The sequence below is a fragment of the Shinella sp. WSC3-e genome, assembly GCF_945994535.1.
Lineage (GTDB): Bacteria > Pseudomonadota > Alphaproteobacteria > Rhizobiales > Rhizobiaceae > Shinella > Shinella yambaruensis.
The window spans coordinates 1710210-1723089 of the sequence record NZ_OZ000530.1 but is presented as its reverse complement, the minus strand read 5'-3'; the positions used below and the strand labels follow the sequence as shown (position 1 = coordinate 1723089).

Genomic DNA, 12880 nt, shown 5'->3' with positions numbered 1-12880 from the left:
GGGGCTGATCCTGGCAGGCTTGAAAAAATCGAGGCGGGAAGGCCGCTTTTGCGGGTTCGTTCGGTGACAGACGGGCGGCGAGCCGGTAAGACAGGCGCATGTTGGCCCAAGCACGGGAAGATGCAAGAGACTTGACCGGCGCCCGTTCCCCCCTCGACATCGCGATCGAAACGCTGCCCGGCAAGGACGGGGAGGTCTGGCGCCTTTCCGGCGAATGGGTGAACACGACCGCGGTTGCCGCGAGCAAGCGGCTTGCGGATATCGGCCGCGGGCAGGGCGGCGCGCTGGAAATCGACCTCGGCGGCGTCACGGCCATGGATACGGCCGGCGCCTGGCTGCTGCGCCGGGCCATCACCGAGCGGCAGGGCGAGGGCGGCGCGGTGAGTTTCACCGACCGCGAAGGGACGCATTATGCCGACCTGATTTCGGCATTGCCGGAAAAGCTTGCCGAGCCGCGCGATGAGAGCGGCGGGAAAGGCACGCTGTTCGAGCGCGTCTTCGAGCCGATCGGCCGCAACGTGATGGAGATCTGGGACGATGCGGTCGCCGCCATGTTCATCCTCGGCTCGGCGGTGCGCGGCGCCCAGCTGAAGCTCGGACGGCGCAGCGGCGTGTCGCCCTCGGCGATCGTGCACCATATCGACCATATGGGCGTGCGCGCCGTGCCGATCATCCTCCTGATGTCCTTCCTCATCGGCGCGATCATCGCCCAGCAGGGCGCCTTCCAGCTGCGCTATTTCGGCGCGGAAGTCTTTGTCGTCGATCTCGTCGGCATTCTCCAGCTGCGCGAGGTCGGCGTGCTGCTCACCGCCATCATGATCGCCGGCCGCTCGGGCAGCGCGATCACGGCCGAGATCGGCTCGATGAAGATGCGCGAGGAGATCGACGCGCTGAAGGTCATGGGCCTCAGCCCGGTCGGCGTCCTCGTCTTCCCGCGGCTCGTGGCGCTGACCGTCGCGCTGCCGCTCCTCACCATCATCGCCAACTTCGCGGCCCTCGGCGGCGCGGCCTTCGTTGCCTGGTCCTATTCCGGCATCACCTTCGACACGTTCCTGTCGCGCCTACGCGAGGCGATCGACCTGTCGACCGTGGTGTCCGGCATGATCAAGGCGCCGTTCATGGCGCTGATCATCGGCATCGTCGCCTCGGTCGAGGGGCTGAAGGTGGGCGGCAGCGCCGAATCGCTCGGCCGCCACGTCACCGCCGCCGTGGTGAAGTCCATCTTCGTCGTCATCCTCGTCGACGGCCTCTTCGCCATGTTCTACGCCGCGATCGATTTCTGAGGACATCCATGGAGCAGGTTTCGGCAAAGACGGACGACGTGATGCTCTCGGTCAAGGACCTGACCGTCGGCTTCGGCAGCAATATCGTGCTCGACAAGCTCAATCTCGACATCTACCGCGGCGAGATCCTCGGCTTCGTCGGCGCCTCCGGCACCGGCAAGTCGGTGCTGATGCGCACGGTGCTGCGCCTGCTGCGCCGCCGCTCCGGTACGATCCGCATCTTCGGCCTGGATTTCGACAAGGCGAGCGAGGAAGAGCGTCTGGCGCTTGACATGAAGCTCGGCGTGCTCTTCCAGCATGGCGCGCTCTTTTCCTCGCTGACGGTCAAGGAGAACATCCAGGTGCCGATGCGCGAATATCTCGACCTGCCGCAGGCGATGATGGACGAGCTGGCGCGGCTGAAGATCGAGCTGGTGGGCCTTGCCCCGGAGGCGGCGAACAAATATCCCTCCGAGCTTTCGGGCGGCATGATCAAGCGCGCGGCGCTGGCCCGCGCGCTGGCGCTCGACCCGGCCCTCGTCTTCCTCGACGAGCCGACCTCGGGCCTCGACCCGATCGGCGCGGCGGAATTCGACGAGCTGATCGCCAAACTGCGCGACACCCTCGGATTGACCGTGTATATGGTGACTCACGACCTCGACAGCCTGTTTTCGGTTTGCGATCGCATCGCCGTCCTCGGGCAGAAGAAGGTCATGGTCGAAGGCACGATCGAGGACATGCTGGCCTTTGACGATCCCTGGGTGCAGTCCTATTTCCGGGGCAAGCGCGCGCGAGCGATCGTGCGGAAAACGTAAGGACGTGTCCGGGGCCGGCAGGCTCCGGCGGATGGAACTGCGAGCAGGATAGCCCGAAGCATGGAAACCAAAGCCAACTACGCCCTCGTCGGTTTCTTCACCGTCCTCGTCATGGCCGCCGCCTTCGCCTTCGTCTACTGGATGTCGCAGTATGGCCGCGGCGGCGAGATGGCGCAGCTGGCCATCCGTATCCCGGGCTCGGCGAACGGCCTCAGCATCGGTTCGCCCGTGCGCTTCAACGGCATTCCGGTCGGCTCCGTGCGCAGCCTTGCCATCGACGCCGACGACCCGCGCTTCTCCGTCGCCATGACGGAGGTCTCGACCAGCGCGCCGGTTAAGCAGTCGACGACCGCGGTCCTGGAGGTCCAGGGCCTGACGGGCGCGGCCTATATCGAGCTTTCCGGCGGCAGCGCGGGCGATCCGAACATCCTGCGCCAGGCCGTCGACAGCGAGGTTCCGGCCGTGCTGCAGGCGGAGCAGTCGAGCGTGACGAACATCCTGTCCACCGCCGACAAGATCCTGAAGCGGGCCGACGCGGCGATCACCGACATCCAGGGCTTCGTCGCCGATGCGCGCGGGCCGCTGACGACGACGATCCAGAACGCCGAGCAGTTCTCCGGCGCGCTCGCCCGCAACGGCGAGAAGGTGGACGAGTTCCTGCAAAGCGTCGGCGGCCTTTCGGAGACCTTCCGCAACCTTTCCGGCCGGCTCGATTCGACGCTCGCCTCGGTCGACGAGCTGATCAAGGCGGTCGACCCGAAGAAGGTCGAGGATTTCGTCGGCAATGTCGACAAGATCAGCAAGGACATCGCGGATGCGTCCGGCGACATCAAGGCCACCGTCGACGGCTTCCGCAAGACGGCCGAAACCTTCGATGCCTTCGGCAGGCAGGCGACGGTGACGCTCGACAAGGTCGACAGCCTCATCGCCGCGGTCGATACGCAGAAGGTCGGCGGCGCGATCGACAACATCTCGGTCGCGACCGCCGATGCCCGCAAGGCCATCGCCTCCGTCACCGGCGTTGCCGACCGCATCGGCGCGCGCGAGGAGGACATCGACCAGATCATCACCGACGTGCAGCAGATGAGCAACAAGCTGAACGCGGCCGCCACGCGCGTCGACGGCGTGCTCGCCAAGCTCGACGGTTTCCTGGGCGAGGGGGATTCCGAATCGCTCTTCGCCGAGGCCAAGGCGACGCTGCAGTCGATCAAGCAGGCCGCCGATACGCTGAACGGCCGGATCGGCCCGATTGCCGACGGGCTGCAGCGGTTCTCCGGCTCGGGCCTGCGTGACGTCGAGGCGCTGGTGCTCGACACGCGCCGCACGATCCAGAATCTCGACAGCGCGATCTCCGGTTTCGAGCGCAATCCGCAGCGCCTCCTCTTCGGCGGCGAGACGGTCAAGCAGTATGACGGCCGCAACCGGCGCTGAACCGGCCGTAAAGTGTGGCCCTATCCCCACAACTGCCAACCGCTGGTGGTCCAAGGCAAATTTGTCCGTCCGCGCAGCCGTGACAGCCTGTCGTGCCGCTGCTACACAGGCAGTTACAAGGGTTTGAGGACGACATGACGGGTTCGGGTAAGGGTTTGTTGCGGAACGGGACTGCGGCGCGCGCCGCGCTCGTCGCCGTTCTGGCGGCAATGCTCGCCGCCTGTGGCAGCACGCAGGCCAAGAACGATACGTTCGCGCTCACCTCCGTCGCCACCGCCGACGGCCCTTCGGCCAGGAGCCGGCAGATCCTCGTGCCGCCACCCTCGGCGCTGAAGGCGCTCGACGGCGAGCAGATCGTCATCCGCCCGTCCGCCTCGGAAATCCAGTATCTTGCCGGCGCGCAGTGGAGCGACAGCCTGAGCAAGATGGTGCAGGCCAAGCTCGTGCAGGCCTTCGAGAACACCGGCCGCCTCGGCGGCGTCGGCATGCCGGGGCAGGGCCTTGCGATCGACTACCAGATCGTCACCGACATCCGCGCCTTCGAGGTGCAGACGGCGGGCGCCGATGCGGCGGTGGTGGAGATTTCGGCAAAGCTGCTCAATGACCGCAACGGCACGGTGCGGGCGCAGAAGGTGTTTCGCGCGACGGTTCCGGTCGGCGGAACCGGCAACCCGGCCTTCGTGAAGGCGCTCGACGCGGCCTTCGCCGCGGTCACGGCCGATATCGTCGGCTGGACGCTGGCGTCGATCTGATTTTCTTGATGTGTTCGGTCGGTGATGCGGGGGTGCGAAAGCCCCTCATCCCGCTGCCGCGACCTTCTCCCCGCAAGCGGGGAGAAGGAGCAATTGGCATGGCTTTCCAAATCAGTGCGACGTCATTTGTCTGGGGAAGCCCACAAGGCGCTTCCCTTCGCCCCGCTTGCGGGGAGAAGGTGCCGGCAGGCGGATGAGGGGCCGCACGTCGACGCGCAGCCCTTCCCGTCAGGCGTTCTCAACGCCCTGGATGGCCGAGACCTTCCAGTCGCCGCCGTTGCGGCGCACGAAGGTCCAGATCTCGACGGCTTCCGTCAGGTTGTCCGGATCGCCGGAAACGAGCGCGCCGGTCGCGCGGTCGCGCATCACGTCGATGCTCTCGTAGCGCATGGCGACGGTGGCGTATTCCTCGGCGCCTTCGCGCCAGGCCTCGGCAATGTCGCCCTGCACGAGGTGGATGTCGCGCACCTCGTTCTTCAGGCCCTGGGTGGCGTTGTCGCCGAGTTCCTCGGCGAGGTAGGACATCGCCTCCGGCGTGGTGATCTGGCGCAGCGTGCGGAAATCCTCCGCCGCATAGGCCGCCTGCAGCTCCTTCAGCATGCTTTCGAACTGCTCGAGGTCGGCCTGCTTGATGCCGATCTCGTCGCCGCCCTTCGGCTGCGGCGCGGCCTGGCGGCTGCCGCCGCCGATGCTCGGGATCTTGAAGTCCGGGCCGCCGCCCGGCGCGGCGTTGCGGGCATGGGCGGCGCCGGCATAGGCGGGCGCGTTCTTCTGCGCGAACATGCGGCGCAGGAACAGGAAGACGCCGGCGATCAGCAGCACCTGCAGGATCAGGCCGAGGAAGCCGATGCCGCCGCCGAGGCCCTGGCCGAGCAGCATGCCGACGAGGCCGCCGAGCATCAGGCCGCCGAGCAGCGTGCCGCCGAAGCCGCCGAAGAGGCCGGGGCGCGGATTGGTGGCCGTGGCATTGCGGCCGGCGGAGGGCTGGGCCGACTGCTGGCGCGTCATGGTGCGGTCGATCGGCTGGGCATCCGTCGGTGCGGTGCGCGTCGTCGAGGGCGTCGAGAAGGTGCGGCTGCCGCGGCTGCCGAACCCACCGCCGGCGCGGCGCGCCTCGGCCACGTCCACCACCGTCATCATCACCATCACCGCGACCGCAAGCGTCGCCAGGATGCGTCCAAAGCCTTGTATAAAGATCATTTCCGTCTCTCTTCCCATGCGCCTTGTGGCGCGTCGGACCGGATATAGCGGCTGGAGGCCCGGATTTTAAGGTTCGGCGGCCGGAAATCGGCAGCCTGGGACGGTTTGCGCCATCAAAGGTGTGTTATCGGCGCGGCCAGGCAAGGCCCCTAACGCGAAACGGCCGCCTTGCGGGCGGCCGTTTGTCCGTGCTGTCGGGTCCGCTCAGCTGAAGCGGCCTGCCGCGTGGGCCAGCATGGTGTAGACCTTGCCGGTGTCCGAGGTGAGGTAGGTCTGCGTCATCACCTTGTCGCGGTCGTTGCGGGCCACATCGGCGAGCAGCTTCTCGAAGTCCGAGATGTAGCGGTCGACCGCGGTGCGGAATTCCGGCTCGCGCTCGTATTTGCGCTTGATCTCGTCGAAGGTCTGCTGGCCCTTCAGCGTGTAGAGGCGGCGCGTGAAGACGTCGCGCTCGCCGCGCTGGTAGCGGCGCCACAGGTCGACCGAGGCGTCGTGATCGATGGCGCGGGCGATATCGACCGAAAGCGAGTTCAGCGATTCGACGACATGGCGCGGGTTGCGGTTGTCCGGGCGGGCGGCCTGGCCATCGGAGCGCGGCTGGCCGAACTGGGCTTCCTCGCGCGAGACGGCGCCGCGCAGGAGGTCGCGCATCCAGCCGCCTTCGCCGGCGGTCTTGGCCTCGGTCTCCGCGGGCAGGGGCTGCGGCACGGTGGCCGCGGCGGCACGCTCGAGGCCGAGGCTGCCGCGCAGCTGGACCGGTTCCTCGCGGCGGGGCTCGACGCGGGTTTCCTGCACCAGCTGCTGTTGCTGGACGACCTTGGCCTGGACCACCGCCGGGCGGGAGACTTCCAGCGCGGAGGAGGACTTGCCGATGATGTCGGACAGGTCCTGCAGGGCCTTGATCTGCTCGCTGACGGCGCGGCGCATCTGGGCGGCGTTTTCCTTGGCTTCTTCCGGAAGGTCGAAGGCGCCGCGCTTCAGCTCGCCGCGGGTCTGGTCGAGCTCCTTGCGGATATCGGCGGCGGCGCGGCGGATTTCCTCGGTCGCGCCGGAGAACTTGCCGACGGCCTCCTCGACGGCCTCGCGCAGCGTCTCGCGCATGACGGTCGTGGCGGCTTCGGACTTCTTGCCGCTCTCGGCGAGCAGGCGATCGACATCGGAGAGCGAGGCGCCGACGCTGCCGCGCAGGCGGTTCGCCACTTCCCTGGTCCGCTCCTCGGCGCGGGCGAAGGAGCCCTCGACCGACTGGCCCGCTTCCTCGCCGGCCTTCATCAGCTGCTCGCGCAGCGAATTGGCGGCGGCCTCGGCGCGCTTCTCCGTATCGCTCAGGATGCGGCCGACTTCGGCGAACGAGCTCTGGATGCCGCCGCGCAGGTTGCCGGCGATGAGGTTGGAACGTTCCTCGGCGCGGCTGAAGGCGCCCTCGACCATGCCTTCGAGCGACTGCATGGTCTTCTCGATCTCTTCCGAGCGCTGCACGAGGCCGACGGAGAGCGAACGCAACGCATCCTGGCGTTCTTCCAGCGTCGAGACGAGGTTGGACTGGGCGGCGGCGAGCAGGTCGGAGGCCTGCGACAGGATCTTCGAATGATCCTCGAAGCGCCCGACGATGCTGCCGATCTGGGACAGCGTGCCGGCGGAGATGTCGGACAGGCGATCAACCTTGCCCTCGAGCAGGCGCGACGTGGTGGACACCATGTCGGAAGCGCGCTCGGCGGAGGTGGAGAAGCGCTCGGCCGTGCTCGTCAGGCGGCCGTCGATGGCACCGAGCGTCTGGCTCGCCGCGTCGACGATGCCGGCGATCGCGCCGTTGCTTTCCGAAAGGCGGGCGATCAGGCTTTCGACATTGGCCGCAAGGCCGCTTTCGATCTCGCGCATCGTGCCGGCGGCTTCTTCCGTGCGGCTGGTGATGGCGGCGAGCGTGTCGGCCGTGCGGGCGGAGATCGCGTTGATGAGCGCGGCGTTCTCGTTGCGCAGGCGTTCGGCGCTTTCGCGGGCAACGCCGCTGATGCGCTCGGCCGCGTCGCGGGCGACCCCGCCGATGCCCTCGGCAGCCTCCCGGCCGACGGTGGCATAGCTGTCGATGACGGGGCGGGCCTCCTCGTCGATCAGGCGGGCGAGCTCCTCGGTGCGGCTTGCCAGCATGGAGTTGAGCTCGCGGGTGCGCTCGTCGAGCGTCGAGCGGATGGAGGCGCCGCGCGCCTCCAGCGCCTTCTCGACGTCGCCGAGGCCGGCGCGCAGCGACTGGGCCTGGTCGGCGAGGCGGCTTTCCGTCTCGGCGAAGCGGGCGACGGCGGTCGAGGTGGTTTCCTCGACGGCGCGGGCGAAGGCTTCGTTGCGGGCCGACAGGTTGCCGGCGAACTCCTCGCCCGTACGGGCGATGTTTTCGGCGGCGCGCTGGGCTTCCGCGCCCATTTCCTGGGCCGCGCGGGAAACCGCGCCGCGCAGCGAGGAGCTGAGGCTGGCGAATTCCTCGCCGGTCTTGGCGAGCGACTGGGCCGAGCGGATCGCTTCGGCATCCATGTCCTGGGCGGCTTGCGAAACGGCATCGCGCAGCGTCGCGGCGAGGCCGGCGGCCTTGCCGTCGATCGTGCGGTTGACGTTGTCGAGACCGATGGTCAGCGCCCGGTCCATCGTGCCGAGACGTTCCTCGATGCGGCCGGTCTTCTCGTCGATCGTGCCGGCAATGCGCTCGGCGGCCTCGCCGGTGACGCGTTCGATGTCGCCGGTGCGGGCCGTGAGCGTGCTGTCGATGCGTTCGGCCGCTTCCCCGGCGATGCGGGCGATCTCGCCGGCGCGGTTCGCCAGCGTGCCGTCGATGCGCTCGGCCGCCTCGCCGACGGCGCGGCTGATCTCGTCGGCGCGGTTGACGAGGGCGCCGTCGATGCGCTCGGCGGCATTGCCGACGGTCGTCTCGATCTGGCTTGCCCGGTTGAGGAGCGTGCCTTCGAGGCGTTCGGCGGCTTCGCCGACGGTGCGGCTGATTTCGTCGACCCGGCCGACGAGGGCGCCGTCGATGCGTTCGGCGGCGTTGCCGACCGTCAGCTCGATCTGCGTCGCGCGGGCCAGCAGCGTGTCGTCGATGCGATCGGCGACCTGGCCCACGACGCGGTTGATCTCGTCGACGCGGCCCACGAGGACACCATCGATGCGTTCGGCGGCATTGCCGACCGTCATCTCGATCTGGGTGGCGCGGGCGATCAGCGTGTCGTCGATGCGGTCCGCCGCTTCCCCGGCAACGCGGGCGATCTGGTCGGCGCGGCTTGCCAGCGCGCCGTCGATGCGCTCGGCGGCTTCGCCGGTGACGCGCTCGATATCGCCGATGCGGCCGGAGAGGGCGCCTTCGATGCGCTCGGCAGCGCTGGCGCTGAGGCGCTCGATGTCGCCGACGCGGCCGGAAAGCGCGGCGGCGATGCGCGCCGTCGTCTCGTCGCCGATGCGCTCGACCTCGGCCATCGGCCGGGAGAGGGCGTCGGAGACGCGCAGCGAGACGTCGCCGCCGATGCGGTCGAGGTCGGTGAGGCGTTCCGACAGGGTGTCGGAAATACGCGAGGCGGCGGTGTCGACGAGGCCGGAGACGTGGTCGACGCTGTGCTCGATGCGGGCTTCCAGCTTGCCGAGATTCTCCTCGAGGCGGCTGCCTGTCGTGTCGAAACGGTTGGCGACGTTGTCGACCGTCTGTTCCATGCGGTTGCCGAAGGTGTCGGCCGCGTGAACGATCTTCGCGGAGGTTTCGACCAGGCGTTCGGCAACGGCGCCGACGCTTTCGCGCACGCGCTGGTCGAGCAGGGCGCCGCTGCCGTCGATGGTGCGGCGGAGGGCCTCCTCGTGCTGTTCCATCGACAGTTCCAGCATGCCGGCGCTGGTGGCGATCGAGGTGCCGATCGTGGTCACCTGGTCGTTCAGCGTCTCGGCGAGCTGGTTGCGGCCCTCGCTGATGGCGAGGTTGATCGCGTCGATGCGGTCGTCGAGCGTCGCGCGGATCTCGTCATGGGTGGAGGCGAGCGAACCGGCGAGCGTCGAGGCGCGGCCCGAGAGCTGTTCCATCGACAGTTCCAGCATGCCGGCGCTGGTGGCGATCGAGGTGCCGACGGAGGCGACCTGGTCGTTCAACGTCTCGGCGAGCTGGTTGCGGCCCTCGCTGAAGGCGAGGTTGATCGCGCCGATGCGGTCGTCGAGCGTCGCGCGGATCTCGTCGTGGGTGGAGACGAGCGAACCGGCGAGCGTCGAGGCGCGATCCGAGAGCTGCTCCATCGACAGTTCCAGCATGCCGGCGCTGGTGGCGATCGAGGTGCCGATGGTGGCGACCTGGTCGTTCAGCGTTTCGGCGAGCTGGTTGCGGCCCTCGCTGATGGCGAGGTTGATCGCGTCGATGCGGTCGTCGAGCGTCGCGCGGATCTGCTCATGGGTGGAGACGAGGGAGCCGGCCAGTTCCGACGCGCGGCCGGAGAGCTGTTCGGCGATGTTGGCGGCGCGGCCGGAGAAGGCCTCGGCGAACTCGGCCGCCTGGCCGTGCAGGACGCCCGTGAGCTGCTGGTTGCCCTCGGACAGGACCGTCTCGACGCGGTCTGCCGCCGCATCGATCGCGGACTGCATGGCGCCGGCGCTGTTGGACAGAACCGATGCGAGATTGGCCGTGCGGCCGGTGATGGCGTCGTCGATCTGGCGGGCGGCGCCCGTCAGGGCGTTTTCGACCCGGCTGGCGGCCGCGCCGACGGACTGTTCGAGCTGGCTGCCGGTCTCGTTCAGCATGGAGGAGAGGGCGGCGGTGCGCTCGGAAAGCGCGCCGTCGATGCGGTTGTGGCTGGCGGCGATCGTCGAGGAGATCTCGTCGGCGCGGGCACCGAGCGCGTCTTCCATGCGGGCCTGGGCGGCCTCGATGCCGCTGGCAATCGCGGTGCTGCGGGAATCCAGCGCCTCCGTCAGGCGGCGCTCGCTGCCCGAAATGCTCTCCACCAGCGCGCTGGCGCGGGCGCCGAGCGCCTCTTCCATGCGGGCCTGGGCGGCCTCGATGTCGGTGGCGATCGCCGAGCCGCGGGAATCCAGCGCCTCCGTCAGGCGGCGTTCGCTGCCCGAAATGCTTTCCGCCAGCGCATCCGCGCGGCTGCCGAAGCCGCTCTCGATGCGGTTCTGCACCTCGGCGAGACCGCCGAGCAGGGCCGCGGACTTTTCCGACAGGACCGCGCCCATGCGCTCATGCGCACCGCTGACGGCGCTGGAGATGGCGTCGGCATGGCCGGAAACGGCGTTTTCGATGACTTCCTGGCTGGTGGCGAGCGTGGTCGCGAGCGCAAAGGACTGGTCGGTGAGCGTGCTGCCGAGGCGCTCGATGCTGGAGGTGAGGATGCCGTCCATCGCCTCGCGGCCGCTGGCGACCGTCTCGTTGATGCGCGCGAGGCTTTCCATCAGCTTGCTGTCGAGCGAGCCGGCGCGCTGGTCGAAGGCCTGGGCGAACTCTTCCACGCGCTGGTCGAAGGCGCCGGAGACCCGGCCGACGGTCGCCTGCATGCGCTCGTCGAAGAAGCCGGTGCGCAGGTCGAGGTCCATGACCGTGTCGTCGGCGGCGTTCTTGAGGCTCTGGCGGAACTGCGCGCCCTTCTCGTCGAGCGCGGCGTTCATCGCCTGGAGAACGTCGTCGAGGCCGCCGGTGACGGCCTGCTGGCCGATCGACAGGCTTTCGCTGATCTCGCGGGTGCGGGCGATCAGCGTCTCGTTGAGCTGCTTGGCGCGCTCGTTCAGCGCGGCGTTCAGCTTCTCGGTGTTCGTGTCGAGCGAGTTGGCGCGGGTCTCGAACTGCTGCAGGAGGTCGCGACCGCGGGAATCGAGGGTCTTGGTGAGCTGGTCGAGGCGGCTGTCGAACTCGTTGGCGAGCGCGAGGCCGGACGAGCTCAGCGTCGACAGCAGGCTGTCGGTACGGGCCGACAGCATGGCGCCGATCGTCTGCGTCGCGCTGTCGGATTTTTCCATCAGCATGGCGGCGCGGGTGTCGAGCATCGAGGCGAAGGCTTCGCCCGAGGTGGCGAGGCGCTGGGTGAGGTTGTCGCCGGCGCTTGCCAGCTCGTCCTTCAGCTGCTCGTGCGCGCCGGAGATGGAAGAGCGGATGCGCTCGGCGTGGCTGACGATGGCCTCGCGCTCGGCGCCGAGTTCCTGGACGAGGGTGCGCACGCGCATCTCGTTGTCGGAATAGCTGCGCTCAAGCGCGTTGACTTCCGAATGCACGAGGGTTTCGAGCTCGGTGGCGCGGGCGATGGTGCGCTCGATGCCTTCGTTCATCGCGGAGACTTCGCGGCGCACCGCCTGGCCGACGGCCATGATGCGGTCGCTGGCGACGGTTTCCGGCTCGGAGAGGCGGAGCGCGACCTCCGCCATGGAGCGGGCGGCGCTGCGCAGTTCCTGGGCGCGGGAAATCATGATCGCGAAGGCGAAGAACAGCATGATCGGCATGACGATGGCGACGACCATGCCGATGGCGCCGGGCAGCGCCACGAGGTCGGCGACCGAGCGGATCTGCCAGATCTCGGGCGCATAGAGAAGGTTGGCGACGCCGAGACCGCCGATGACCCAGAGCACGGACATCAGGATGGCCATGCGGATCGAGGCGCGGCCCGAGCGCACGTCCAGCGATTTCAGGATCGCGGCCGGCGTCTTGCGGGAGCCGTCGTTGGCGGGCGTGAAGGCAGGCGTCTTCGGCGCCTGCTCGGGACCGTGGCCCCGTGCGGTCTCGCCGGAAGCAGGGCGATTGGCAGGTTTTTCCTGCGTCTTGTTGGGAACGCTGTTAGCTGGTTCGGGCACATGGGCTTCCGAAGCGTCCTTCTTCGAGGGCGTCTCCGGCGCTAGATCGTCAAAGTCGATTTTCAATGCTTCTTCAAGGGCCTGGAAGGCCTTGTCGTCGATCGACTCGGTGGACTTGTTCGTCGCCATGCGGTTACGCCTCGTTACCATATCCGGGATCGGGCTTCATGCGCGCTGCCGCTGCTCAGGCGCATTCGAACCGGTCCGGTTGGTGGCCGGTCTTGCTGCATACCCTCATGGCAAGCAGCGTCCGGACCGCCGTTCATTCCAAATTCGCTCGATAGACCGAAAAGGCGAAGCGGTGTATCTCCGCCCACGGCTTATCCACCGGGACTATCCGGTCGTATCGTAGTGACACATTAGCCTGTATCACACAATTCATTGCCATCTCCCTTCGCCCGAAACTTAACAGGAAGTTAACATCGGGCGATTCTGTATCGCGATGGAAACCTTGCGAAAAAGGCAATTTTTCAGCCGTTAACCATAGTTTGCGATTCATGCCCATTTTGCGCCGTCTTTTAATCGGATAGCCGCGCCGGCCGCGCAGAATGGCTGTCCCATGTCCCTGTATGGAGCGGCGAATACACCCGTCCCGCATCGACATCTGCGTGCACCACAAGGAAACAAG

6 protein-coding genes are annotated in these 12880 nt (G+C 68.0%); 4 read left to right on the top strand and 2 right to left on the bottom strand.

Features of this window, described 5'->3' with window-relative positions:
- The first annotated feature begins 98 nt into the window (after positions 1–98).
- The 4 genes from AABF56_RS08720 (at position 99) to AABF56_RS08705 (ending at position 4260) form a co-directional block, all read left to right on the top strand.
- Positions 99–1283 (top strand): ABC transporter permease, encoded by a 1185-nt coding sequence (locus AABF56_RS08720; protein WP_272805627.1) that lies wholly within the window; start codon positions 99–101, stop codon positions 1281–1283.
- Between the two features lie 8 nt (positions 1284–1291).
- Positions 1292–2077, top strand: a complete 786-nt coding sequence (locus AABF56_RS08715; protein WP_244769657.1) for an ABC transporter ATP-binding protein — start codon at positions 1292–1294, stop codon at positions 2075–2077.
- A 60-nt stretch (positions 2078–2137) separates the two neighbouring features.
- Entirely contained in the window at positions 2138–3508 is a 1371-nt protein-coding gene (locus tag AABF56_RS08710; protein WP_244769658.1) for an MlaD family protein, read from the top strand.
- Positions 3509–3642: 134 nt separating this feature from the next.
- Positions 3643–4260, top strand: coding sequence for an ABC-type transport auxiliary lipoprotein family protein (locus AABF56_RS08705; protein ID WP_244769659.1), 618 nt, complete (start codon positions 3643–3645; stop codon positions 4258–4260).
- A gap of 228 nt (positions 4261–4488) precedes the next feature.
- Here the strand turns inward: AABF56_RS08705 and AABF56_RS08700 are convergent, their stop codons facing one another.
- Together AABF56_RS08700 and AABF56_RS08695 are read right to left on the bottom strand one after the other, a co-directional pair.
- Entirely contained in the window at positions 4489–5460 is a 972-nt protein-coding gene (locus AABF56_RS08700) for a Tim44 domain-containing protein (protein ID WP_272805626.1), read from the bottom strand.
- A 204-nt stretch (positions 5461–5664) separates the two neighbouring features.
- Entirely contained in the window at positions 5665–12381 is a 6717-nt protein-coding gene (locus AABF56_RS08695; RefSeq protein ID WP_272805625.1) for an apolipoprotein A-IV repeat region-like domain-containing protein, read from the bottom strand.
- Positions 12382–12880 lie beyond the last annotated feature (499 nt).